We start from the raw sequence: 23,178 nt of genomic DNA on the forward strand, positions 1-23,178 counted from the left end.
GCCGGTGTTCAAGAAGTACCGAGGCAGCGATACAGGCGCGTTAAGCGATCTTGTTTATCCTCTCCTTATCCCCGGGCCGGCCACACTGTCCGCAACGGGAAACGAGGGAGGCCGGCTTGTCCGAGAAAAGCGCCGCGGCGGGCCGACGGTCGCTCCGGCTGTCCGTTCGGACTCGGCTGACCGCGCTGTACGGGGGGCTTTTCCTGCTGGCCGGCCTGGTACTGGTGACAGTCACCTACATCGTGGTCAGCAATGTGCTGCCGGCCCCGGCGCAGTATCTGGAAGGCGTGCGCGCGGTGCGCCTCGGGACGGCTTTCCCGGCCGAACCGGTCCCCGGCGAAGCGACCGCGACGATAGTGCCGGTCCAGGGAGACGGGCAGGTGGCCCAGGCCGCCACCGAGGTGCTCACGGACTATCGCAGCTCGACAATGTCCACCTTGCTTCTCGCGTCGGTGATCGCGCTGGTCGTCACCGCCGGGCTGGCGGTGCTGTTCGGCTGGTTCATGGCCGGGCGCGCATTGCGCCCGCTGCACACGATCACCTCGACCGCGCGCCGACTCGAAGCCGGGAAGCTCGACCAGCGGATCAACCTGGACGGCCCGCGCGACGAACTCAAGGAACTCGCCGACACCTTCGACGGAATGCTGGATCGGCTGGCCGGCTCGTTCGAAAGTCAGAAACGGTTCGTCGCCAACGCTTCGCACGAGCTGCGCACGCCGCTCGCGGTGCAGCGCACGCTGATCGAGGTCGCGCTGGAAAACCCCGACGCCGGGCCGGTGCTGGCCAAGCTCGGCGAACATCTGCTGCAGACGAACGAGCGCAGCGAGCGGCTGATCGAGGGACTGCTAGTGCTCGCCCGCAGCGATCGCGGGCTGAGCGCGCGCAGTCCGATTCGACTGGACAAAGTGGTCCGTTCGGTCGTCAAACTCACCGCTGAGCAGGCGGCGGAGGCAGGGGTGACGGTGGAGACCCGGCTGCGCGCGCGGACCGTGATCGGCGACGCCGTGCTGCTCGAACGGCTGGTGCTGAACCTGGTCAGCAACGCGATCAGCTACAACGTGGCGGCCGGCTGGGTGTCGGTGGTGATCGGCGCGACGCCCGCGCTGACCGTGCGCAACTCCGGGCCCAATGTGGACAGTGCGGAGGTCGCGGGGTTCTTCGAACCGTTCCGGCGCGGCAAGCCCGACCGCACCGGAGCCGGCGAACATTCCGGACTGGGCCTGTCGATCGTGCGTTCGGTCGCCCGGGCACACGACGGCGACGCGACCGCGCGCGCGAATCCGAACGGCGGGCTGACCGTCGAGGTCTGCCTGCCCGCTTGATCCTTATCTGGCCTTTATCGCCCGGACAGGCATGATGATCGAATGCGGGTACTGGTGGTAGAGGACGAGCCGCTGCTGGCGGATTCGATCGCCGAAGGGCTCCGTCGCTATTCGATCGCGGTGGACGTGTGCTACGACGGCGGCGAAGCACTGGAACGCGTCTTCGTGCATTCCTATGACGTCGTCGTCCTGGACCGGGACCTGCCGACCGCGCACGGCGACGAGGTGTGCGCGGCGGTCGTCGACGCCGGCGGAGAAACCCGGGTCCTGATGCTGACGTCGGCGGCGGACGTGACCGACCGCATCGAAGGGCTGAATCTCGGCGCCGACGACTACCTGACCAAGCCGTTCGTCTTCGCCGAACTGGTCGCCCGGGTGCACGCACTGGCCCGCCGGGCGCGCCCGGCACTGCCGCCGGTGCTCTCGGCGGGCGGGCTGGTGCTGGATCTGCCCCGGCACCAGGCGTCCCGGGACGGGCGGTTCCTGCCGTTGTCGCCCAAGGAGTTCGCCGTGCTGGAAGTGCTGATGCGGGCGGACGGGACGGTGGTCAGCGCCGAACAGCTGCTGGAGAAGGCGTGGGACGAGCACGCCGACCCGTTCACCAACACGGTCCGGGTGACGGTGATGACGCTGCGCCGGAAGCTGGGCGCGCCCCCGGTGATCGAGACGGTCGCCGGTGCCGGGTACCGCCTGACCTCTCCCTGAGCCCGTCCCGGCCGGCCGCGCCCTGGCCCGCTCCAGCCCCGGCGTTCCGCGAAGGGCTCCTTGCTGGACTCAGATTCCCCCAAGGGACCCTTCACGGACATTCAGCGGCCGATCCGCCAAATGGACTAAATGTCCGATTCTCGACTATGGACGGTTGTTGGCCGGTCACGAACTGCTCATGCTGAACAGCTATTCGGCAAGAGCAGGGGAAGCCAATGCAGCAGCAGAGCATGGCGGTCCGGTGGCCGACCGGAACCGTCCGGTCCGGGTCGTTCCACCGGGCCCTTTCCGAGGCCGTGTACCGGCGCGGGCTGTCCCTTTCCCGGCTGCGCGCGCACCTCGCCGCGCACGGGGTGTCGGTCGCCGAGTCCACGCTGAGCTACTGGCAGCGGGGCCTGCGCAGCCCGTCGGCGCCGCGCTCGCTGGAAGTCGTGCGCGCGTTGGAGGCGGTGCTGGGCCTGCCGGCTGACAGCCTGGTGGTGCTGATCGGCCCGCACCGCTCGACCGACTCCGAGCGGCGGCCGTCGCTGGCGGAACTGCAGCAGAGCTGGGCCGAGACGTGCGCACTGCGCGAAGAACTCAGCGGATCCCCCAGCGGGCAGGAGAACGCGGACCTGGACGTCGCCACCGTCGTCGACGAGGTGACCCTCGGCCAGGACAGCCGGACGGTGAAGATCTCCTCGACGATGGTCGTCCGCGCTCGCCGGTCGGGCCCGGACAGCTTCCTGGTGACCCACCAGGACGAGGAAGGCAGCGACGTGACCGGCACGGCGATCGTCGCGGTCGACGGCTGCCGGGCCGGCCGGGTGCGGCGGAGCCCGCGGTCCGCGGGCATGGTGTTCGAGCTGCTCTTCGACCGGGGCCTGGCCGAAGGGGAGACGCACACATTCGGGTTCACGCTGCACCCAGCGTCGTCGGTCCGGCCGCAGAGCTTCCACCGGATCGTGCGGTCGCGGATGTCGGCCTACCTGCTGCGACTGCACTTCGATCCGGGCGCGCTGCCCGCCCGGTGCCTGCGCACGATCCGGCCGAGGGAGGACCTGGACCCGCTGGTCAGCGAGCCGTTGTTCTGCGCGCCGGGCAGCACGGTGAGCGCGTACTTCGAGGAGCTGGGCGTGGGGATCGCGGGGGTGGACCTGATCTGGGATTAGCACGGCTTCTCCGTCTCCGCCCGCTCCTTCACCCGGTGGCGCACCACAAACCCCACGCCCAGGAGCAACGCGGCCCCCAGCACGACCAGCCCGATCGGCACCGGTCCGGCGGACCCGCCTTTCGGTCGCTGGACGTTCTGGGTGAACCCGATCCCACCGCCTCGCTGGTACTTCGAGCCGGGCAATTTGTCCGCGTACCGGTCGTGCACCTGCCGCTGGTAGTCGGCGAGCGGCACGAACTGGCCGACCGATGTCTGCGGCAGACTGGCCTGCAGCAGCACCACCCCGGCCGGGCTGAGGTCGTACCAGCCGTTGATCTGGGGTTCGTTCAGCAGCACCGAACCCGGCCGCAGCCGTGCGCTGAGCGCCTCCTCGTCGTTGCCGGACAACACGTTCCCGACCACCCAACCGCCCGGTGCGGCCTGCTTCGGGGCGGCGCGCAGGGTGGCTTTCGCCCCGCTCGCCGAGGTGGCCGTCACCGCGATCGAGCGGAGCACCCCGGCCGGCGCGTCCGGCTTGCCGGTGACGAAGTCGGCGTTGAGCGTGTAGACCGGGATTCCGTTGCCGGCCACCGTGATGCGGCCGGGATCGGAATGGTCGACCTGCCGGAAGTTCGACTTGGCGAAGCTGAGCGCGCGGTCCGTGCCCGCGGCGCGCACCGCGGCCGCGATGTCCTGGGGCGAGGGCGTCGCCACCCAGGAGGCCCCGGCGGCCTCGGCGGGTCCGGCGGACAGGAACGCGACGACAGCCGCCACCGCGCCGGCGGCGAACTTCCGGCAGGTCTGGCTCATGGCCGCGGTCAGCCCTTCCGGATGTTGACGACGGTGTCGTTCCAGCGGAACTGGGAATTGCTCTGGTACTGGTCGTAGTCCCAGGTCTGGTAGCGCTGGTAGGTCGGCCACGGGTCGCCGACCATGATCGAGTTGTTCGAGCTGTCGTAGCCGTAGATGACTTCGGCGTGCCCGCCGCCGGACGTCCAGTAGATGCCGGTCAGGTTGAGGATCCCGGAGTCGACCTGGTTCTGGATCGACGCGTAGCTGATCGGGCCGTTCGCGTCCTGCGCGGAGAATCCGGTGCCCTGGAAGCCCTGGACGATTTCGGAGATCTGGGCGGCCTCGTTCGGGCAAGAACCGGACGCGGTGCCCTTGCCCGCCGCGCAGAAGTCTTCCTGCGAAGCGCTGCCGCCCTGGGACTGCTCGATGCTGGAGCCGTCCGCGGCCCAGCACCACTCGTCGTTCTGCTGCACCTGCTGGCTGTAGTCGAGCTGCTTGGACGCGGGCAGCGCGCGAGCCGCGCGGTTCCCGAGCGGCCGGATCTCGCGGACCTGCGTATGAGTCGCGGACATCGCCAGGCCGTTCGGCCGGTTCGCGTCGCCGTTCGACTGCGCGAACGCAGCGCCCGGCAACAACGCCACGGCGAGCGCGGCTGCCCCGGTCGCGACCGTGATCCGGACGGTGCGCCGGCTGGGTCGGTAATCCATCGAATCTCCTTGTGCCAGACGGGGAAGGGAGCGCGCCGGGGAGCCCCGGACGCGCCTCACTGTGGGCCGCCCGCGCGGCGGTGAGCAACGGCGCAAACGCGCGCTGTGAGCGTTCACAAGGGATTCCCGGGGAGAAGGGCTGGCTCCGGTGCAGGGCCGGCGCCGGGGTTCGCAATATTCACAGAGCGTTCACAGGGCATGAAGCACGCGAGGACGGGATCCAGCGCAGCGATCCGACCGGCATCGCGGTCGGCGGGCAAGCCCTGCGCGTCTCGCGAGGTGATGCGACCGCCGTCACGACGCGTACCGACAACTCGCGGACATCCGGCTGCCGTCGACTACATTCGACGGTATGCCGGACACGCAGTACGAAGATCTGCTTCAGCAGGTGCTCGACACGGGAGCCCGCAAGGAGGACCGGACCGGTACGGGCACCCGGTCGATCTTCGGGCACCAGTTGCGCTACCGGCTTGCCGACGGTTTTCCCCTGGTCACCACGAAAAAGGTGCACTTCCGCTCGATCGCCTTCGAACTGCTGTGGTTCCTGCGCGGCGACTCGAACGTCACCTGGCTGCAGGACAACGGCGTGACGATCTGGGACGAATGGGCTTCCCCGGAGGGTGACCTCGGCCCGGTGTACGGCGTGCAGTGGCGCTCCTGGCCGACCCCGGACGGCGGGCACATCGACCAGATCAGCGAGGTGCTCCGCACGCTGCGCGAGAACCCGGACTCGCGGCGCATCATCGTGTCGGCCTGGAACGTCGCGGAGATCCCGCGGATGGCGCTGCCGCCCTGTCACGCGTTCTTCCAGTTCTACGTGGCCGACGGCGAGCTGTCCTGCCAGCTGTATCAGCGGAGCGCGGATCTGTTCCTCGGCGTCCCGTTCAACATCGCCAGCTACGCGCTGCTCACCCACATGATCGCCGACCAGGTGGGGCTGCGGGTCGGCGATTTCGTGTGGACCGGCGGCGACTGCCACATCTACGACAACCACGTCGAGCAGGTGCGGAAGCAGCTGTCGCGGGACGCGCGGCCGTTCCCGACCTTGAGCCTCAAGCCGGCGGACAGCCTGTTCGACTACCGCTACGAGCACATCGAGCTCGAGGGCTACGACCCGCACCCGGGCATCAAAGCCCCGGTCGCGGTCTGACCGGGGGAGCGGCATGATCGGGTTGATCTGGGCACAGTCGGCCAACGGCGTCATCGGCCGCGACAACAAGCTGCCCTGGCACCTGCCGGAGGACATGAAGCACTTCCGCGCGGTGACCGCCGGTGCGACGGTGCTCATGGGCCGGCGTACCTGGGAATCGCTGCCGGACCGGTTCCGGCCGCTGCCCGGGCGGCGGAATCTCGTGCTCTCGCGGACGCCGCAGGAGGGCGCGGAGACTTTCCCCGACCTGGAGCAAGCGTTTGCGGCGGCGTCCGGTGACGTGTGGGTGATGGGCGGGGCGCGGGTCTACCGGGAAGCGCTCCCGTACGCCGACCGGATCGAAGTGACCGAGCTGCGCGACCACTTCGACGGCGACACCCTCGCGCCGGAGATCGGCCGGGAACCGGATTCGGTCGGGGAGTGGACGGAGTCGTCCAGCGGTCTCACCTACCGGTTCCTGAGCTGGGGTTCCTGACCGACGGCCCCGCCCGGCGCGGACGCCCGGTCGCGACAGGCGTAGCTGAGGCCGTCGCTCGACCCGTCCGGCCAGGAAGCCAGCTGTTGAGGGCAGCCGTGCCGACTTTGGCGACGCGGCTTTCCAGCGTGCGCACGGAATCTACCCGGAGTTGGAGCCGATGGCCGGGCCGCGGGCGGGAGGACTACCTGGGTCACCCGGGTGATTGGGCCGGAGGGATGCGCCGCGGGCCTTTGCAGCTTGTCTCACCTGGTGCGCGCCGAACGGTCCGCTGGCCTATCCGTGAAGGGCCCCTTGAGGGAATCCAAGTCCCTGAAGGGCCCCTTGAGGGAATCCAAGTCCCTGAAGGGCCCCTCGAGGGAATCCAAGTCCCTGAAGGGGCCCTTCACGGACAGACCGGCACACTGGCCGCCCAGGCATCACGACAGCACCACGTGAGGCAAGCAGTTACGGTGAATCTGCCGACTGGCCGAGAAATGGGGGAAACCTCCTCCCACTCTCAACGTATAACGCACTGGGGGACTTGCCGCAAGACCCGGGTGCGGGCGCAGAATCGTCGGCCGATGCCGCGAAACGCAGAAACGAGGGGCCCGACAAGCATGTATGTGGTGGATCTTCCCGAAGCCGGCGACACCGCGGCGGTCGGCGGCAAAGGTGCGCACCTCGGCGAGCTGTCGCGAATCGGCGGCGTGCGCGTCCCGGGCGGCTTTTGCCTGACGACGGATGCGTTTCGCCAGGTCGTCGCTCCCGAGGTCGGCGCGTTGCTGGCCAAGCTGTCCGAGATCGGCCCAGACGACCGCGAGGCCATCCGGACACTCAGCGCGCAGCTTCGCCAGACCGTCGAGGAGACCCCGCTCCCGGCTGATCTCGCTGCGGAGATCACCGCTCGGATCGACGGCGAGACCGCGTACGCGGTCCGGTCCAGCGCGACGGCCGAAGACCTGCCGACGGCGTCCTTCGCCGGCCAGCAGGACACCTACCTGAACATCCGGACGCCCGCAGCGGTGCTGCGGCACGTGAGCCGCTGCTGGGCGTCGTTGTTCACCGAGCGCGCGGTGACTTACCGGCAGCGCAACGGTATCGACCACCGGACTGTCTCCATGGCCGTCGTGGTGCAGCAGATGGTTTTCCCGCGGACGTCCGGCATCCTGTTCACCGCCGACCCGGTCACCGGCGATCGGACAGTGGCCACTGTGGACGCCAGCTTCGGTCTCGGCGAGGCGCTGGTGTCCGGGCTGGTGAACCCGGACGTCTTCAAAGTGCGCGACGGCACGGTGATCGCCAAGACCATAGCCGCGAAGGAGCGCGCCATTCTCGCGAAGCCGGAGGGCGGGACGGAGGAAACGGTCCTCGACGCGGCGCGCCAGTCGCTGCCGGCGTTGACCGACGCGCAGGTCATCCGGCTTGTGGAGCTGGGACGGCGGATCGAAGCGGAGTTCGGCTGCCCGCAGGACATCGAGTGGTGCCTGGCCGACGACGAGTTCCAGATCGTGCAGAGCCGGCCGATCACCACGCTGTTCCCGATCCCGGAAGCGGCGGACGACGGGAAGCACGTCTACGTCTCGGTCGGGCACGGGCAGATGATGACCGACCCGATGAAACCGCTTGGCATCTCGGTCTGGCAGCACACCGCGATGGTGCCGATGCGGGAGGCGGCCGGACGGCTGTTCGTCGACGTCACCCCGCGGCTGGCCGCGCCGGGCAGCCGGACCGTGCTGCTGGAGACCATGGGCCGCGGCGATCCGCTGATGCGGGACGCGCTGGAGACCGTCGCCGACTTCGTCCCGGCCGCTCCGGACCGGGCACCCGCCGGACCACCGCCGGGCAGTGCGCCGGCACCGATCGAAAACGATCCGGCGATCGTCGCCGAGCTGATCGAGAGCAGCGAGGCGTCGCTCGCCGAGTTGCGCCGCGACATCGCGACGAAGACCGGACCGGAGCTGTTCGACTTCCTGACCGAGGCGTTCGCAGAGCACAAGCGAGTGCTCGGCGACCGGGTCAGCTTCCAGGCGATCATGGCCGGGATGGAAGCCACCTGGTGGCTCAACGACAACCTGCAGGAGTGGCTCGGCGAGAAGAACGCGGCCGACACGCTCACCCTGTCCGCTCCGGGCAACGTCACCTCGGAGATGGGGCTGGCGCTGCTCGACGTCGCCGACGTGATCCGTCCGCTGCCCGAAGTGGTGGCGTTCCTGCGCGACGTCGAGACTGAGGACTTCCTGGACCAGCTGCCGAAGCTTCCCGGCGGAATCGAGGCACGCGACGCCATCCAGGCGTACCTGGACCGGTACGGGATGCGCTGCGTGGGCGAAATCGACCTCACGCGGCCGCGATGGAGCGAACAGCCGGCCACGATCGTGCCGGTCATTCTCGACAACGTGCGGAACTTCGAGCCGGGAGCCGCGAAGCGCCGGTTCGAAGAGGGGCGGCAGAAGGCGCTGGCGAAGGAACACGAGGTGCTGGCGCGGCTGCGCGAGCTGCCGGACGGGGACCGGAAAGCCGACGAGACCAAGCGGATGATCGACCGGGTCCGCACCTTCATCGGGTACCGCGAGTACCCGAAATACGGGTTGATCAGCCGGTATTTCGTCTACAAGCAGGCGTTGCTGCGGGAGGCTGAGCGGCTGGTCGCGGACGGCGTGCTGGCCGACGCTGAGGACGTGTTCTACCTGACGCTGGAGGAATTCGCTGACGTCTCGCGGTCCGGACAGGCGGACGCCGGGCTGATTCGGGAGCGCAAGGAAGCGTTCCGTTCCTACGGTGCGCTCACGCCGCCGCGAGTGCTGATGTCGGACGGCGAAGCCGTCAACGGCGCATACCGGCGGGACGATGTCCCGGAAGGCGCGCTGGCCGGATTGCCGGTGTCCGCCGGGACGATCGAGGGCCGGGCGCGGGTGGTACTCGACATGGCGGACGCGGACCTGGAAGCGGGCGACATCCTGGTCACCGCGTTCACCGACCCGAGCTGGTCGCCGCTGTTCGTCGGTATCGCCGGCTTGGTCACCGAGGTCGGCGGGCAGATGACGCACGGCGCGGTCATCGCCCGCGAGTACGGCCTGCCCGCGGTCGTGGGCGTCCGCGACGCGACCCGGCTGATTCAAGACGGGCAGCGGATCCGGGTGCACGGGACGGACGGGTTCATCGAGATCCTCTCCTGACCGCCGGGCTTTCCGAGCACGCCAGCAGTAACGGCCACTGCCTGACCGCTACTGCTGGCAGCCTCGCGTCCGTCGCCGGAACCGGTCCGGTGTGGAACGAGGAGAGATCATGGCAGTGAACACCGTCGCGCACCTGAACTTCCGGGGCGAAGCCCGGGCTGCGCTGGAGTTCTACCGGGAGGTGTTCGGCGGGGCGCTGACCATCGCCACGTACGCCGATTTCGGGATGCCCACGGACCTGCCGGGCGCGGGGAAGGTCGTGTTCGGCCAGGTCGTCGCGGAGAACGGGTTCCGGGTGATGGCCTACGACGTTCCCGGCGACCTCCCGGGCGGCGACGTCGCTCCCGCCGGTGCGACAACTCGGGACAACGGCCTGACCATCACCACCGAGAAGTTCTTCCTGTCCGTCGGCGGCGATTCCGTGGACGAGGTCGGCGAATTCTGGAAGAAGCTCGCCGACGACGCGACGATCGTCGAACCGTACGGTCCGGCCCAGTGGGCGCCGGCGTTCGGAATGCTGCGAGACCGGTTCGGCGTCACCTGGATCCTGCAGGTGGCGGCGTAGGCTGCCGGTTTTCAGCGGCCTGGGGTGCCAGCGCGCCCGGTCCGCGGTCCAGCTGGGTCCGGTCGATTAACCGGTAGACCGCCCGGCCGGGCGCGAGTCAGGATGCGGAGATGCCCCTTGAGGAGAGCGTCTTCCTGGAGACAAGCCGCCTGCGACTGCGTCGTTTCACCGAGGCCGACGCCGACGAACTGGTCCGGCTCGACAGCGACCCCCGGGTGATGCGCTACCTCACCGGCAAACCGACCCCGCGCACCGAGATCGAGCAGACCGTCCTCCCCGCGATCCTGCGCGACTACGCCCGCGGGCCGGCCGGGCGCTGGGCCGCGATCGAAAGGGCATCCGGCGAGTTCATCGGCTGGATTTCCCTGCAGCCGCCCGAAGACGGCAGCACGACTGAACTCGAACTCGGCTACCGGCTGACGGCGAAGGTCTGGGGCCGGGGCTACGCGACCGAAGGCGCCCGCGCGGTGCTCCACAAAGGATTCGCCGAGCTCGGCGCCGAGCGGGTCTGGGCGCAGACGATGGCGGTCAACGGCGGGTCCCGCCGGGTGCTGGAGAAGGCAGGGCTGCGCTACGTCCGCACGTTCCACGTCCGCTTCGCCGACCCGCTGCCGGGCACCGAGCAGGGCGAGGTCGAGTACGAGCTGACCCGCGCGGAGTGGCGGCGCACCGGGCTCGCTGCCGGAACTCCGTGATGGGCCCCTTGACGGAATCAGATTCCCTCAAGGAGCCCATCACGAACGCGGGACGCGGGACGCGGGGCGCGGGGCGCGGGGCGCGGGGCGCGGGGCGCGGGTGCCGGACGGGGGTGCCGGAGGTGGCGTGCCGGACGGCTCGAGGGGAAGTCCTCGCTCGACAGGCGGGTGCCGGGCGGGCCGTCGCGGCTGACCCGTCGGGGACGGCCGGTGCGCTGACCGGGTCGGACATTCACCGGATTGAGTGCACCAAGTGTCCGACATCGGAATTTTCGGGCAGCATGGGGGCGCGTAAGGGGCATGGGCGCGCCGGAACTCTTGGCAGGGTCAGAATCGGCGCTTCTATGATCCCACAACGGCACTGCGGCTTGTACCTCTTTGGGCTTAAGACGAGATGAACACCTGTCGCGATAGGTTTCCGTCGACGGCTCATCCGTTGGCGAGCCTTTCTGGTGCCCCATCCGGAGCGAGGGCAAAGGCGGCTCATGCAACCCAATTTCGACGCTGGCGAGGATTTCACCCTCCTCTTGGAACGGGAAGCCAGGAAGCTCCAGGAGAAGGCCGCGGCGTTGACCGCCGCGTTCAGCGCGTCCGGGGCGAGCGCGCAGTCGCCGGACGGGTCGGTGACGGTGAAGATCGAGGCCAACGGCTCGCTGAGCGGGATCGAGTTCGGCTCCCGGGCGTGCGCGCTCGGACCGGCCAAGCTGTCCTCGCTGGTGATGGAGACCGTGCGGGCCGCGCAGCGCAAGGCCGCGGAGCGGGTCACCGAGTCCTACGTCGAAATCAACGGCAATGACGACGCGGCGGAGTTCATTCGCAGCTTCCTGCCGGAGCCCGAAGAACCCGAGGAGTCCGCACCGGACAACCCGCAGCAGGACAAGTGGGCGCCGGAAGCGCACGACGAGGAACCGAGGCCGGGGCGGCAGACCCCGCCGCCCGCCGGATATCCGGGCCAGCCGGGCGGGCGCTCGCCGCAGCCCGGGTATGCGCCGCCACCGCCGGGCTTCGCGCCGCCGCCCGGGTATGCGCCGCCGCGGTCCGGTCCGCCGACGCCGCCGATGAGCCCGCCGGCCCCGCCGAGCCCGCCGAATCCGCGGCCCCGCCGCGGGAACCCCGCCGACGAGGACGACGAAATGAGCCCGTGGTGACCGGTTTCGGAGTGACGACGGATGCGATGGGCACGTTCGCCACGCATCTGGACCAGTTGGAAGAATCGTTGCAGAGCAGCGGTGACCTGGTCGGCAGCTGCGTGGCCGACCCGGGGATCTTCGGCATTTTCGGCGGCCAGATTTTCGGGGCGGGTGCGAGCATGCACTGCGCGAAGGCCCGCGACCACCTGCACGACTACTCCGGCAACCTGAAGAAGTTCTCCGACGCCGTGCACGACGCCGCGAAGAAGTACGCGGAAGGCGACCAGGCCGCGGAATCGGCGATCACGGACGCCGGCAAGGGCATTGAGGACGTGAAAGCCTGATGGCCGACGAATACCAGCGCAATGATTTCGGCAACGGCACCGGAGTCCACGCCGACGATTTCAAGGACGACAAGAACCCGGGCGGCGGCGATTCGGCGGGCGCCGGTTTCTTCGACACCGCGTTCGGCCTGAAGAAAGCCGTCGACGAGGGCGACAAGCTCAGCATCGGCATGGCGTCGGTCGGGATGGCGATCGACATCCTCGGCATGGTGCTCGACCCGATCGGGTCGCTGCTCACCGCCGGGATCGGCTGGCTGATCGAGCACCTGGTGATCTTCCGCTGGCCGCTCGACTTCCTGATGGGCGACCCGAAGGGCATCGACGCGGCGAAGGAGGCGATCAACGCCGAGGCGGCGAAGGTCAAGCAGTGGTCGGAAGACCACGCGAAGGCCACCAAGGACCTGATGAGCAGCTGGACCGGCCCGGCCGCGGACAAGTTCCGGGCCGACATGGAGGGCGTCGCCGCGCAGATCGACGCGCTCTCGGACTACGTCAAGTTCGCCGGCAAGCAGATGTCGATCGCGGGCGCCCTGATCGGCACCGTGCGCGGCATCGTCCGCGACATCATCGCGATGACCCTGGCCGCCATCGTCAAGGCGGCGATCATCGCGGTGGCGCTGGCCCCGGTCACCTTCGGCGCGTCGATCGTCGCCGCGATCGCCTCGACGATCGCCGAGGTGGGCGTCGCGATCGCCAAGATCGGCAAGAAGATCGCCGACGCCGCGAAGACGCTGGCCGAGCTGCTGAAGCTGCTGGCGAAGACCCGCGGCGCGGCCGACGACGTCGTCAAGCTGAGCCTGGGCGACCTCGGCAAGATCAACCTGCCCGGCGGCGGGCCGAAGAAGCCGTTCACGCCGAAGCCGCCGAACGGCCCGCCGAAGGCGATCGAGGACGTCCCGACCGGCGGCGGGACGAAGCCGCCGGAGAACCCGCTGGCCACGCCGAAGCCGCAGAAGCTCGGCGACATCGCGACTTGGGTGGTGCGGGACAAACTGGCGAAGATGCCGGACGCCACCCCGGAACTGATGAAGAAGTTCGACTACTGGTGCAGCATGCCGATGCCGGAACTGGTCAAGCGGTTCGGCAAGAGCGCGGAGTACCTGGAGAAGGCCGTCAAGCTGATGAGCGACCCGACCTATGGCGCCTCCGGCGTCGCCGGGAAGACCATCATCGACCTGATGAAGAACGTTCCGCCGGCGGCGGAAGACCAGTAGTCGCGGTCGAATTCGGAGGCGGGCCCGGGGGAGGGGTCCGCCTCCGAACGCGTCCGGCTACCGGGCAAGACCTCGGATGTCCACTAGGGACGAACTGGCTCGGAGCACGTTCAGCCAAGGTCAGAACAGCGACCCGACCCCGACCGCCGCGCAGATCGAGACGAACAGCCCGCCCACCGCGAATCCCAGCGGCTTCTGCCGCCACGCCGTGTGCCGGTCCAGCGCGTACCAGCCAGGTCCGGTGAGCAGCAGTGCGAACGCCATCACGGTGAGCGCGAGTTCCAGCTCGAAACCAGGAACGGTGCTGCCGAACAGCCCGCCGCCCCACTTCACCCGGATCGCGCTGATGCCCACGCCCAGCAGCCCGGCCGCCGCCAGCGGGGTGAGCAGGCCGACCGCGAGCAGCACCGCTCCGCCGACTTCGGTGATCCCGGTGAGCCAGGTGAGGAACTCGATGTTGTGACTGAACCCGTAGGAGCGCAGCAGCGCTCCGAAGTGGTCCATGCCGGGGCCGCCGAACAGGCCGAACACCTGGATCAGCCCGTGCGCTCCCATCGCGACCGCCAGCATCAGCCGCAGCGCCAGCAGCCCGAAATCCAAGCCGCCATTCTCATCCGACCAACGGGACATGTTCGTCACGCCGACACCCTAGTCACTCGGTCGCGCGAGCCGGGCGGCACGCGCCGGAGACGCCGGATTTCCTCGTTCCGGCACAAGAGAACGCGGTCGCCACCTGCTTGGGGTGGCGACCGCGTTCAGTGCGGAGGAGCGAAGGTCAGAGGCCCATGCTCTTGCCGAGGCTGTCCAGCGCCTTGTCGACCATGGCCTGGGTCTTGTCGTTCAGGTTGGAGTTGGTGCCGTTCACGACCCAGTCCGAGCCGGAGAAGATGACGACGGTCACGCCGTTGTCGACGCCGCCGTCCGTGCCGCTGCTGTTGATGCCGAGCAGCGACGCCGCCTTCACCGACGCTTCGCCCAGTTCGCGCGAGTCGTTGTCCGAGGTGGGCTGGTCGTTCGCGGTCTGGGTGTCGCCGAAGATCGCGCCGATCACCTTGCCCTTGTAGAACATCAGCGCGAACTGCCGTCCGCTGATGCCGTGCTCCTTGTAGAAGAAGTGCGGGCACGGCTTCTTCTTGTCGTAGCAGTCGTCGCCGAGCACGTAGAACGGCACGTGGTGGGCGCCGAGCGACTTGCCGTTGGTGTCCTTGAAGGTCGTGGTGCCCTGGTGGTCGGGATCTGGGTCGGGGTCGCTGCCGTCGGTGTCGACCGCGAGGCCGGAGCCGTAGGCGTAGACGCCCTTCGCCACCTGGTACACGTTCACGTTCTTGGCCCGCGTCATCGTGTTGATGTGCGGGAGGGTGTTCACCTTGTTCGCGCTGGTGCTGTTCTTCTGGACTCCGGCCAGCACCTGGGCGGGCGTGTACGACTTGGCAGTGGCGGCGGGGGCAGCGGTGTTCGTCGTGGCGGCGTCGGCGGCCTTGACGGCGAGCGGCGCGGCGAGCGCCAGGGCAGCGCCTACCACCGCGAAGCGCCTACGGGGGGATGACATGGCTACGCGACCTCCAGCATTCATTAGGAAAACTTCCTAACATATTGAAACACCCGGGAGTGACCGCTGTCACGAGATCAACTTGAGAAAGACTTAACGCGGTCGCGGCCGGACCGGACCGCGGTGGCGGCCCGGAAAGCGGACCGGTCGCGCCGGTTCGACCCCTGACCTGCCGAACCGTCCGCGCCGGGAAGCTCGGCCAAGCGCCCGCTGGCGGGGTGACGAGCCGGTGGCGGTTCGTCATCGGCTTCCCCCTGAGCGGGAACGTTTTTCCCGCTGGCGGGTCCGGTGTCGACGGCTCGCCGGGCTCTCCTCCCGAGGCCCCCGGTTCCGTGCTGCTGAGGTCCGTGAGGGGCCCCTGGAGGGAATCTGATTCCCTCCAGGGGTCCTTCGCGGACATCGACGGAAGCGGAGAAATCCGGAGATCCGCCTTGATCGGTGTCCACCTGATGGATATGACCGTTTTCGGTAGTTAAGCCGATATGCGTGATCGTGCCGGTGCTGACCTGCGCCGGTGCGGCGAGGTGGCCACCTGCCGTCTCAACGGATGGTGGAGAAACCCCGGCGGATAAGCATTCCGTCGCCGCCGACAATCGATCGAAACACCGAAGAATTCATTCTTTTTGGCTGGCAGACTCGCTGGTGGCGCTTGAGGAAACCGCTTCGGGCCGCCACTTACTGTCCGAACAGAATCGAATTGGGTGTGATTGTCATGGAGCAGAACGCTCCCGCTGTCGAAGACCTGTCCATCGAGGAGCTCAACGACGTGGCCGCCGCCGACTGTGCCGGCACCGCCTCGACCGCGAGCACGCCGGTCAGCACCGCCGCCTGCGTCGGCTGCGCCAGCGTCTGACCGCGCTTTTCCCGTCATTCAACCATTGTCGATGAAGCACAATTCTGAGGGGAACGACATGACTCCGGAAACGCAGCACGCGACCGATCTGCCGATCGACGACCTGACGGTGGAGGAGCTCTCCGAGGTCGGCGGCGCCGCCTCGGCGAGCACCGCGGGCACCATCAGCACCCCGGCCACGGTCGGCACCGCGGCCTGCCTGGGCGGCTGAACTCGACGGTTTTCGCACCGCGAAAAGTGAGGCAGCTGCCGGGGTGTGCCGGCGCCCCCGGCAGCTGCCCGAGCTCAGGGGAGTGGACATGGACGAGCTGACCAGGGCGGCGCTTCGGTTCCTCGGCGATCCGAAGTCGCAGCCGGTGGGGGACAACGAGCTGTTCGCGCGGCTGGCCGGAGAAAAGCCGGTGATCCGCGCGGGTCGCGTGTGGATCGTTTCGCGGCACGACCTGGTGAGCCGGATCGCCCGGCATCCCGCGGGCGCACTGCGGATGCCCGACGAATGGTCCGCGACGCGGCATCTGGACGAGGCGACCAGCCGGGTCCTCAACGGACTGCTGCCGATCCAGCCGCCCGCCGATCACCAGCGGCTGCGGCGGCTGGTGGCCGGGCAGTTCAGCGCCAAATCGGTGGCCGGGATGCGGGACGCGGTCCAGTCGATCGTCGCCGAGCTGCTGGCGGAACCGTTGCGCGGCGGCGAATGCGAGTTCGTCGGCGACGTGTGCGGGCCGCTGCCGGTGTACACCACGGCCGCGTTGCTGGGCTTGCCGCGGGCCGACCGGCCCCAGGTGCTCGGCTGGGCGAGCGCGATCAACAGCGCGGTGGTGAACGAGGTGACCGGCCGGCTGGGCGGCCGCTACGGCGCGTCGGGCTCGGCGGCCGCGACCGGCGTCGCCGAGGTGGTGGCCTACATCAACGACCTCGCGGCGCACGCAGACGGCACCGGGTTGATCTCCCGGCTCGCGCGCGCCTCGTCCGAACAGGACGGACGGCTCTCGCGCGACGAGCTGGTCTCGATGGTCCTCATGCTTTTCATGACCGGCATCGACACCGTCGGCAGCGCGCTCGCGAACGTCGTGCTGGCGCTGCGGAAGCACCCGGACGCCTGGCAGCGTGTCGTCGCCGATCCCACCCTGGCCGCGGCCGCGTACGTGGAGGGCATCCGCCTGTACCCGCCGTTGCCGCTGATGAGCCGGATCGCGGAGGAAGACATCGACCTCGACGGCGTGACCATTCCGCAGGGCAGCACGGTGCTGCTGATGTACGGTGCCGCCAATCTCGACCCGGCCGTTTTCACCCGCCCGCTGGAGTTCGACCTGGACCGGACCGAGTCCCGGCACCTGTCCTTCGGCCACGGCCCGCATTACTGCCTGGGCGCCAGCCTCGCTGTGCTGCAGGGCGAAGCGGTGCTGGCCGCCCTCGCCGCTCACTCGCCGGACTTCCAGCTGGCCGATCCCGAAATCCGCCGTCGCGACGAGATGGCCTTCCACAGTCCGGCGGCGCTGCGGCTCCGGTTGCCCGCGCCCGCTCAGCGCGCCGAGCCGCTGGTCAGCGCGGCTACGGCTGGCTCGTGTCCGTTCGCGGCCGGGGTTCGGCCGTGAAGTCGGCCACGCCGGTCATCGGACAGGTGGAGGAAGCCGACTGCGGCCCCGCCTGTCTGGGCATCCTGCTCGCGCACCGGGGCACGCCGGTCCCGGCCGCGCAGTTGCGCGCGGAGTGCGGCGTCTCGCGCGACGGCACCACGGCGGCTGACTTGCTTCGCGTCGGTGCCGCTCACGGACTCGCTGGACGCGGGCTGCGCATCCGGGCGGAAGACCCGTTGCCCGCACTGCGGGAGCTTGCGTTGCCCGCCGTTGTTCTGTTGCGGGGCAACCACTTCGCTGTTCTCGAAGCGGTGGAGGCCGAGGCGGCGGTGGTCAACGATCCTGCCCGCGGCCGGGATCGCCGCACCAGTGTCCAATTTCGCGCCGAGTTCAGCGGGATCGTCCTGACCTTCTCTCCCGCGCCTACAGTGTCGACACGTCGACCGCGGCGATCGACCGTGCGGACGTGTGCGCGCTGGCTCGTCGAGGTCCGGGGCCACGTCGTCGCGGCCGCCGCGGCCGGGCTCGGCCTTGGCGCGGTGACCGCAGCCGCGGCATTGTTCGTTGCGAGCCAACTGAATCGCGGCGTCACGGTGGCCGCGCTGCTAGCCGCGGCACTTGCGGCCGCCGCGTTGGCCTATGCCCTGCGGTGGCTGGCCGGCGAAGTGCACGCCGTGGTCGCCGGACGGCGGAAGCGGGTGGTGCTGGACAAGCTGCTGACGGTGCCCGCATCGTTTCTCGACCGCCGCTCGAACGCGGCACTCGGCGCACAGGTGCGATTCGCCGAGACGTCGGCGATCCTGCTCGCGCACCGAGTGGTGCCGCTGCTGGCGAGCGCCGGGTTCCTGGTGCCGGTGTCGGCGGTGCTCGGCTGGCTTTCCTGGCCCGCGCTGCTGGTCGGACTCGGCGCGGCGGCACTGGCTGCGGCTCTGCGGACGACCGGACGGCGCCGTTCGGCGGTGGCGCGGCGGTTGTTCGTCGGAGAGCTGACCCGGCGCAGTAGCCTCGCGCGCGCCGCCTTCGAGCGGCTCGACGCGGTTCATGCCGAGCAGTCGGACCCGGATGTGTTCTCGGAATTCGCCGAGATCCAGGGCGAAGAACTGGTCGCCCGCCGTCGTGCCGCGGACCGCGCCCGGTTCTGGACCGCGGCAGCGCTGGGCGTGGAGCTGTCCGCGGTCGCCGCCGCGGCCTGGCAGGCGGCGGCGCTGGTCGCGCTCGTGCCCTTCCTCCTGCACGCCCGTTCGGTGCTGGAGCACCTCGGCGAACTGCCCGAGCTGGTCGGCCGGACGAACGTGCTGGACGACCTTGCCGAAGCTGTCCCGCATCCGCGCTTCGTCCGCGACGCCGAGCCCGTGACGTCCACATTGGACGGGCGGATCGAGTTGGCCGGGGTCAGCTTCGCCTACTCTCCTCGGCGGCCAGTGCTGTCCGGGGTGACCGCGTGCGTTCCGGCAGGCGGACGCCTGGTGGTGACCGGCAGCGGAAAGTCGACGCTGCTGCGGCTGCTGGCGGGCGCGTTGGAACCCACGGAGGGGGAGATCCGCCTCGGCGGCCGCACTCACCGCGAGATCCCGCGAGCCGTGCTGCGCGACGGGGTCGGTTACCTGCCGCAGACCCCGTGGCTGTTTCCCGGCACCGTGCACGAAAACCTCACGCTCGCCGACGCCGACGTCTCCGACGACCAGGTTGCCCGCGCCCTCGAAGACGCCGGCCTCGCTGACCTGATCGCGGGCCGGGGTGGCGCCCGCAGCGCGTGGATCGATCCTGGCGGCCGGAACTTCAGCGGCGGTGAGCGTCGCCGGCTCGCGCTGGCCCGGGCGCTGGTCCGCGACCCGGCGATCCTGCTGCTCGACGAGCCGGATTTCCTCGGCGACTCGCACCTTGAGCGCGCACTGGTTCGCCGTGGCGTCACCGCGGTGCGCACGACCGGGTCCCCGGCTGGGCAGTGCCTCGTCCTCGAACCTGGGCCGGTGGCGTGATGACCTCCGTCGAAGACTTCTGGCCCGCCTGCCGCGCGGCACTGCAGCCGCTGCTCGGCGACCTGCCCGAAGCGGCGGCCGGCACCGATCCGGTAGCAGCGGCGGCCGAAGCACACGGCTGGCGGGCCGTACGGGTGTCTCCTGGCACCGCGATCACCGGCACCTCGCTGGTCCTCGACGCCGCCGGCCGGGCCGCTGTCCTGCGAAACGGCGCGGAGCCGGCGGACGCCCGCGCGATCTGGCACCTGTACACAACGAGCGTCGCCCGCCCCCGGGTCCCGGTCGGAGTGGTGGTCACCGGGCTGCTGGCCGCCGCTACCGCCTGCGCTTCGTCGTTGCTGACAGTCCGGTACGGCTGGCTGGTAGCCGTCGTGGCCGCGTTGCCGCTCATCCTGCTGCTGAGCCTGCGCGACCGGCTCGCCACCGACGCCGAGCACCAGCTGCAAGCCACGCTGGAACCCGCGCTCTGGGACCGGCTGCTCGACCCGGGCCAGGCCGAATTGTGTACCACCGAGCCAGAATTGCGCGCGGCCGCGACGACCGTGGTGTCCAGGCTGCGCACCTTGGCGGCCACTGCGGCACTCGACGCACTGCTGGCATTGGCCATGGTGCTCGCGGCCTTCTTCGCATTGCTGACCATCGGCACCGGACTGGCTTGCGCGGTGCTCGCGGTCTCTGCGGTCGGGCTCGTGCTGCTGGCCCGCTCCGCGCACGGCCGGTCCGAAAGCCCCTCGGGCGGCGGGCTCGACCAGTTGCTGACCGGGGTCGACGAGATCCACCTCTACGCCGCCGAACGCCGGATGCTCGCCCGGCTCCTGCCGGACCGCACCCGGGCGCGGACCGAACCGCGGTCAGCCGCGCTGGCCGCCGCGCTCCCGCTGCTGCTGTTCGCCACCGTTCTCGGGACCGCGCACGCGGATGACCTGCTTCCCGCGTGCGCGGTCCTGGCCCAGCTCGGGCTGGTGCTGGGCCGCCCGGACGACACGGCTCGTTCGGTGTTCGCCGTCGGCGCCGAAGCCGTCCGCAGCGTCCGGACGTTGCTGACCACCGCGAAGACGACCGTCCCGGCGCCCGGGCTGGACCTGCTGCCGGGCGAATTCGTAGTCGTCACCGGCCCGTCCGGGTCCGGCAAAAGCAGGCTGCTCGACCGGCTCAGCACCTCGGACCGCGCGCGGACCGGTTACGTCCGGCAGGACGCCGACCTTCCGCGCGGCACCGTCCGCACGGTTGTCCTGGGCCGTTCCCCAGCCTCGGATGACGAAGCCTGGTCCGCCCTCGGCTCCGCAGGTCTGGCCGACGAGATCCGCGCCCTGCCGATGGGACTGTCCACTGTGGTCAGCGGCGGTGCCGGCGGGTTCTCCGCGAGCCAGCTCAAACTCCTTCAGCTCGCCCGGGCCTTCGCGCGCCGGCCGAGCCTGCTCCTGCTGGACGAGCCGCCGGAATCGGCCGCCGGGGCCGTGCGCGGCCGCGAAGGCACGACCCGGGTCGTCGTCAGCGAATCGCCGCGTTATCACGCGGTCGCCGACCGGGTCGTCGTGCTCGGTCCCCACGTCCCGACGAACACCGAAACCCGCTGGGGGAAGCCATGAGGAAAGTCATCCGGTTCAAGCGGTACCTGCGCGCCGAGATCGTCGAGGGCGACGGGGTGTACCTGGTCGCGGAGCGGTTCGGGCACGTGCGGCTGGCGGGCGGGCTGATCGAGCGGGCGACTCCGTTGCTCGCCGGCAAGCACACCCGGGCCGAGGTGGTCGACGCGCTGTCCGCCGAGTTCCCGCCCGCCCGGATCGAAGCGGTGCTGGACAAGCTCATCGCCGCCGGGCACGTCGCCGAGACGGACGCGGACGCCGACCAGCGTGCGGGCGGGTTCTGGGAGATGCACTCGCTCGACGGCGACGCCGCGCTGAACCGGGTCGCCGCGACGCCGATCGACGTCGTGCGGTTCGGCGACGTCTCCGACGAGGGCTTCGCCGAAGCCGCCGAGCAGGCCGGGCTCTCCCTCGGCACCGGTCCGTCCGCGCTCACCGTCGTGCTCGTCGACGACTACCTCAACCCCGGCGTCGCGGACTTCAACCTCGACCGGCTCGCCGACGGCCGTCCGTGGCTGCTCGCCAAGCCCACCGGCGGCCTGCTGTGGACCGGCCCGGTGTTCGAACCGGACGTCACGGCCTGCTGGTGGTGCCTGGCCGCGCGGCTGTCCTCGAACCAGATGGTGATGAACTACCTGAAGCAGCGCAACGGACTCATCGCTCCGCCGGTGACTTCGCTCGCCGATCTCGCCGCGACGCGTCAGCTCGGCCTGCGGCTCACCGCGCTGCAGGCGGCGACCTGGATCGCCACCCGGCCGGAGGAGACCGAGGTGGTCACCTTCGACACGGTGACCCTGGAGAGCCGGCACCATCGGCTCACCCGCCGTCCGCAGTGCGCCGCCTGCGGCGATCGCGACCTGCAGAGCCGGCGGCACCAGCTGCCGGTCGAGCTGACCAGCCGGCCCAAGGCGAAAGTCACCGACGGCGGGCACCGCGCGAAGTCGCCGGAGAAGCTGCTCGCCGAGTTCGAGCCGCTGGTCAGCCCGATTACCGGCCCGGTGAAGCAGCTCGTGAAGCTGCCGACCACGGTGGACGGCCTGCACACCTACCAGGCCGGCCAGAACTTCGCGGTGCCGATGGGGCACGTGTCGGACCTGCGGGCCGGCCTGCGCAGCGCCGCGTCCGGCAAGGGCATGACCGACGTGCAGGCCCGCGCCTCGGCGATCGGCGAGGCGGTCGAGCGCTACAGCGGCCTCTACCGCGGCGACGAGGGCCGGATTTCCGCCACGTACCAGGAGCTCGGGCCGGAGCGGGCGTTCCAGCCGAACGAGCTGCACCTGTTCAGCGAGGCGCAGTTCCGCGACCGGGCCGAGTGGAACGCGCGCGGCTCGCACTTCCAGCGGGTGTGCGATCCGTTCGACCCGACGGAGAAGATCGACTGGACGCCGGTGTGGTCGCTGACCCACCAGCGCACCAAGTACTTCCCGACCGCCAGCCTGTTCTTCGGCTACCCGCTGCTGCCGGGCAACCGCTACAGCGGCGCGGACTCCAACGGCAACGCCGCCGGGACCTGCCTCGAAGACGCGATCGTGCAGGGCTTCATGGAACTGGTGGAACGCGACAGCGTCGCGCTCTGGTGGTACAACATGCTCCGCCGCCCGGCGATCGACCTGGCCAGCTTCGGCGACCCGTACTTCGACACCTGGCAGCGCAGCTACCGCGCGGCGAACCGCGAGGCGTGGGCGCTGGACCTCACCAGCGATCTCGGCATTCCCACCGTGGTCACGGTTTCCCGCCGGATCGACAAGCCGGTGGAGGACCTGCTCATCGCCTTCGGCGCGCACTTCGACGTCAAGATCGCCATTTCCCGGGCGATGACCGAGATGAACCAGTTCCTGCCCGCGGTGATCGACGCGCGGGAAGGGGCCGAGGAGTACGCCTTCCCGGACCCGGAGCAGCACCGCTGGTGGCGCACCGCGACGGTGGCGAACCAGCCGTACCTGCGTCCGCTCGACGGGCCGGCGCGCACCGCCGCCGACTACACCGACCAGAGCACCGACGACCTGGCCGAGGACGTCCGCCTCGCGCAGCGGATCGTCGAGCGGGCCGGGCTGGAGATGCTGGTGCTCGACCAGACCCGGCCGGACATCGGGCTGCCGGTGGCGAAGGTGCTGGTGCCCGGGCTGCGGCACTTCTGGACCCGGTACGCGCCCGGGCGGCTTTACGACGTGCCGGTGCGGATGGGCTGGCTGGCCGAGCCCACCGCCGAATCCGCTCTGAACCCGACCGCGATGTTCCTGTGAGG

Annotated in this window: 21 protein-coding genes; 17 read left to right on the forward strand and 4 right to left on the reverse strand. The window is 69.9% G+C overall.

What is annotated here, in order from left to right; genetic code table 11:
• Positions 1-116 precede the first annotated feature (116 nt).
• The 3 genes from AMYBE_RS0140535 (at position 117) to AMYBE_RS0140545 (ending at position 3,178) form a co-directional block, all read left to right on the forward strand.
• Positions 117-1,322 carry a sensor histidine kinase gene (locus tag AMYBE_RS0140535; protein ID WP_020665135.1) on the forward strand — a complete coding sequence of 402 codons (1,206 nt, stop codon included), beginning with the start codon at positions 117-119 and terminating at the stop codon, positions 1,320-1,322.
• Positions 1,323-1,364: 42 nt separating this feature from the next.
• Positions 1,365-2,027, forward strand: a complete 663-nt coding sequence (locus AMYBE_RS0140540; protein ID WP_020665136.1) for a response regulator transcription factor — start codon at positions 1,365-1,367, stop codon at positions 2,025-2,027.
• A 215-nt stretch (positions 2,028-2,242) separates the two neighbouring features.
• Positions 2,243-3,178 carry a helix-turn-helix domain-containing protein gene (locus tag AMYBE_RS0140545; protein WP_020665137.1) on the forward strand — a complete coding sequence of 312 codons (936 nt, stop codon included), beginning with the start codon at positions 2,243-2,245 and terminating at the stop codon, positions 3,176-3,178.
• On the opposite strand, the gene AMYBE_RS0140550 is transcribed toward AMYBE_RS0140545, so the two are convergent.
• Both AMYBE_RS0140550 and AMYBE_RS0140555 read right to left on the reverse strand, forming a co-directional pair.
• Complete coding sequence (locus AMYBE_RS0140550; protein WP_027928546.1) at positions 3,175-3,969, reverse strand: hypothetical protein; 795 nt, start codon at positions 3,967-3,969, stop codon at positions 3,175-3,177. The two genes, AMYBE_RS0140545 and AMYBE_RS0140550, sit on opposite strands and share 4 nt — an antisense overlap.
• Positions 3,970-3,977: 8 nt before the next feature.
• On the reverse strand, positions 3,978-4,658 hold the full coding sequence (locus tag AMYBE_RS0140555) for a papain-like cysteine protease family protein (protein ID WP_020665138.1): 681 nt from the start codon (positions 4,656-4,658) through the stop codon (positions 3,978-3,980).
• Positions 4,659-5,010: 352 nt separating this feature from the next.
• Between AMYBE_RS0140555 and AMYBE_RS0140560 the strand changes: the two genes are divergently transcribed.
• From AMYBE_RS0140560 to AMYBE_RS0140600, 8 genes are all read left to right on the forward strand, one after another.
• Positions 5,011-5,808, forward strand: coding sequence for a thymidylate synthase (locus tag AMYBE_RS0140560; protein ID WP_020665139.1), 798 nt, complete (start codon positions 5,011-5,013; stop codon positions 5,806-5,808).
• Positions 5,809-5,821: 13 nt separating this feature from the next.
• A complete protein-coding gene (locus AMYBE_RS0140565; protein WP_020665140.1) occupies positions 5,822-6,283 on the forward strand; it encodes a dihydrofolate reductase in 462 nt (153 codons plus the stop codon).
• Between the two features lie 599 nt (positions 6,284-6,882).
• Positions 6,883-9,441, forward strand: a complete 2,559-nt coding sequence (rph, locus tag AMYBE_RS0140575) for a rifamycin-inactivating phosphotransferase (RefSeq protein ID WP_020665142.1) — start codon at positions 6,883-6,885, stop codon at positions 9,439-9,441.
• 109 nt (positions 9,442-9,550) lie between these two features.
• Positions 9,551-10,006 carry a VOC family protein gene (locus tag AMYBE_RS0140580; protein ID WP_020665143.1) on the forward strand — a complete coding sequence of 152 codons (456 nt, stop codon included), beginning with the start codon at positions 9,551-9,553 and terminating at the stop codon, positions 10,004-10,006.
• A 110-nt stretch (positions 10,007-10,116) separates the two neighbouring features.
• Entirely contained in the window at positions 10,117-10,701 is a 585-nt protein-coding gene (locus AMYBE_RS0140585) for a GNAT family N-acetyltransferase (RefSeq protein ID WP_020665144.1), read from the forward strand.
• A 485-nt stretch (positions 10,702-11,186) separates the two neighbouring features.
• Positions 11,187-11,849 carry a YbaB/EbfC family nucleoid-associated protein gene (locus AMYBE_RS0140590; RefSeq protein ID WP_020665145.1) on the forward strand — a complete coding sequence of 221 codons (663 nt, stop codon included), beginning with the start codon at positions 11,187-11,189 and terminating at the stop codon, positions 11,847-11,849.
• A complete protein-coding gene (locus tag AMYBE_RS0140595) occupies positions 11,846-12,175 on the forward strand; it encodes a type VII secretion target (RefSeq protein ID WP_245573347.1) in 330 nt (109 codons plus the stop codon). Before AMYBE_RS0140590 ends, AMYBE_RS0140595 begins: the two co-directional genes overlap by 4 nt.
• Positions 12,175-13,389, forward strand: coding sequence for a WXG100 family type VII secretion target (locus tag AMYBE_RS0140600; protein WP_027928548.1), 1,215 nt, complete (start codon positions 12,175-12,177; stop codon positions 13,387-13,389). The genes AMYBE_RS0140595 and AMYBE_RS0140600 overlap by 1 nt, the downstream gene beginning before the upstream one ends.
• 120 nt (positions 13,390-13,509) lie before the next feature.
• On the opposite strand, the gene AMYBE_RS0140605 is transcribed toward AMYBE_RS0140600, so the two are convergent.
• A complete protein-coding gene (locus tag AMYBE_RS0140605; protein ID WP_027928549.1) occupies positions 13,510-14,019 on the reverse strand; it encodes a DoxX family protein in 510 nt (169 codons plus the stop codon).
• A gap of 145 nt (positions 14,020-14,164) precedes the next feature.
• Positions 14,165-14,911 (reverse strand): glycoside hydrolase family 75 protein, encoded by a 747-nt coding sequence (locus tag AMYBE_RS0140610; RefSeq protein ID WP_020665148.1) that lies wholly within the window; start codon positions 14,909-14,911, stop codon positions 14,165-14,167.
• A gap of 574 nt (positions 14,912-15,485) precedes the next feature.
• On the opposite strand from AMYBE_RS0140610, the gene AMYBE_RS45965 reads away from it, so the two are divergent.
• From AMYBE_RS45965 to AMYBE_RS0140645, 6 genes are all read left to right on the forward strand, one after another.
• Positions 15,486-15,791 (forward strand): thiocillin family RiPP, encoded by a 306-nt coding sequence (locus AMYBE_RS45965; RefSeq protein ID WP_211226902.1) that lies wholly within the window; start codon positions 15,486-15,488, stop codon positions 15,789-15,791.
• A gap of 58 nt (positions 15,792-15,849) precedes the next feature.
• The gene (locus AMYBE_RS45345; RefSeq protein ID WP_020665151.1) at positions 15,850-16,002 is read left to right on the forward strand and encodes a thiocillin family RiPP; all 153 of its coding nucleotides are present in this window, start codon (positions 15,850-15,852) and stop codon (positions 16,000-16,002) included.
• A gap of 88 nt (positions 16,003-16,090) precedes the next feature.
• Positions 16,091-17,386, forward strand: coding sequence for a cytochrome P450 (locus AMYBE_RS43175; RefSeq protein WP_020665152.1), 1,296 nt, complete (start codon positions 16,091-16,093; stop codon positions 17,384-17,386).
• Positions 17,383-19,347: an ATP-binding cassette domain-containing protein gene (locus AMYBE_RS45585; RefSeq protein ID WP_169515308.1), complete on the forward strand. Its 1,965-nt coding sequence runs from the start codon at positions 17,383-17,385 to the stop codon at positions 19,345-19,347. The genes AMYBE_RS43175 and AMYBE_RS45585 overlap by 4 nt, the downstream gene beginning before the upstream one ends.
• Positions 19,347-20,936: an ATP-binding cassette domain-containing protein gene (locus AMYBE_RS0140640; protein ID WP_020665154.1), complete on the forward strand. Its 1,590-nt coding sequence runs from the start codon at positions 19,347-19,349 to the stop codon at positions 20,934-20,936. Before AMYBE_RS45585 ends, AMYBE_RS0140640 begins: the two co-directional genes overlap by 1 nt.
• Positions 20,933-23,176 carry a TOMM precursor leader peptide-binding protein gene (locus AMYBE_RS0140645; RefSeq protein WP_020665155.1) on the forward strand — a complete coding sequence of 748 codons (2,244 nt, stop codon included), beginning with the start codon at positions 20,933-20,935 and terminating at the stop codon, positions 23,174-23,176. Before AMYBE_RS0140640 ends, AMYBE_RS0140645 begins: the two co-directional genes overlap by 4 nt.
• Positions 23,177-23,178: the final 2 nt, after the last annotated feature.

The organism is Amycolatopsis benzoatilytica AK 16/65 (assembly GCF_000383915.1).
In the GTDB taxonomy this organism is placed as follows: domain Bacteria; phylum Actinomycetota; class Actinomycetes; order Mycobacteriales; family Pseudonocardiaceae; genus Amycolatopsis; species Amycolatopsis benzoatilytica.

Coding starts and splice junctions, on each gene's coding strand:
- AMYBE_RS0140645 (WP_020665155.1), top strand. CDS start 20,933: ATGAGGAAAGTCATCCGGTTCAAGCGGTACCTGCGCGCCGAGATCGTC.
- AMYBE_RS0140540 (WP_020665136.1), top strand. CDS start 1,365: ATGCGGGTACTGGTGGTAGAGGACGAGCCGCTGCTGGCGGATTCGATC.
- AMYBE_RS0140555 (WP_020665138.1), bottom strand. CDS start 4,658: ATGGATTACCGACCCAGCCGGCGCACCGTCCGGATCACGGTCGCGACC.
- AMYBE_RS0140600 (WP_027928548.1), top strand. CDS start 12,175: ATGGCCGACGAATACCAGCGCAATGATTTCGGCAACGGCACCGGAGTC.
- AMYBE_RS0140640 (WP_020665154.1), top strand. CDS start 19,347: ATGACCTCCGTCGAAGACTTCTGGCCCGCCTGCCGCGCGGCACTGCAG.
- AMYBE_RS43175 (WP_020665152.1), top strand. CDS start 16,091: ATGGACGAGCTGACCAGGGCGGCGCTTCGGTTCCTCGGCGATCCGAAG.
- AMYBE_RS0140605 (WP_027928549.1), bottom strand. CDS start 14,019: ATGTCCCGTTGGTCGGATGAGAATGGCGGCTTGGATTTCGGGCTGCTG.
- AMYBE_RS0140550 (WP_027928546.1), bottom strand. CDS start 3,969: ATGAGCCAGACCTGCCGGAAGTTCGCCGCCGGCGCGGTGGCGGCTGTC.
- AMYBE_RS0140560 (WP_020665139.1), top strand. CDS start 5,011: ATGCCGGACACGCAGTACGAAGATCTGCTTCAGCAGGTGCTCGACACG.
- rph (WP_020665142.1), top strand. CDS start 6,883: ATGTATGTGGTGGATCTTCCCGAAGCCGGCGACACCGCGGCGGTCGGC.
- AMYBE_RS0140585 (WP_020665144.1), top strand. CDS start 10,117: ATGCCCCTTGAGGAGAGCGTCTTCCTGGAGACAAGCCGCCTGCGACTG.
- AMYBE_RS0140590 (WP_020665145.1), top strand. CDS start 11,187: ATGCAACCCAATTTCGACGCTGGCGAGGATTTCACCCTCCTCTTGGAA.
- AMYBE_RS0140545 (WP_020665137.1), top strand. CDS start 2,243: ATGCAGCAGCAGAGCATGGCGGTCCGGTGGCCGACCGGAACCGTCCGG.
- AMYBE_RS0140580 (WP_020665143.1), top strand. CDS start 9,551: ATGGCAGTGAACACCGTCGCGCACCTGAACTTCCGGGGCGAAGCCCGG.
- AMYBE_RS0140565 (WP_020665140.1), top strand. CDS start 5,822: ATGATCGGGTTGATCTGGGCACAGTCGGCCAACGGCGTCATCGGCCGC.
- AMYBE_RS45345 (WP_020665151.1), top strand. CDS start 15,850: ATGACTCCGGAAACGCAGCACGCGACCGATCTGCCGATCGACGACCTG.
- AMYBE_RS45965 (WP_211226902.1), top strand. CDS start 15,486: ATGGTGGAGAAACCCCGGCGGATAAGCATTCCGTCGCCGCCGACAATC.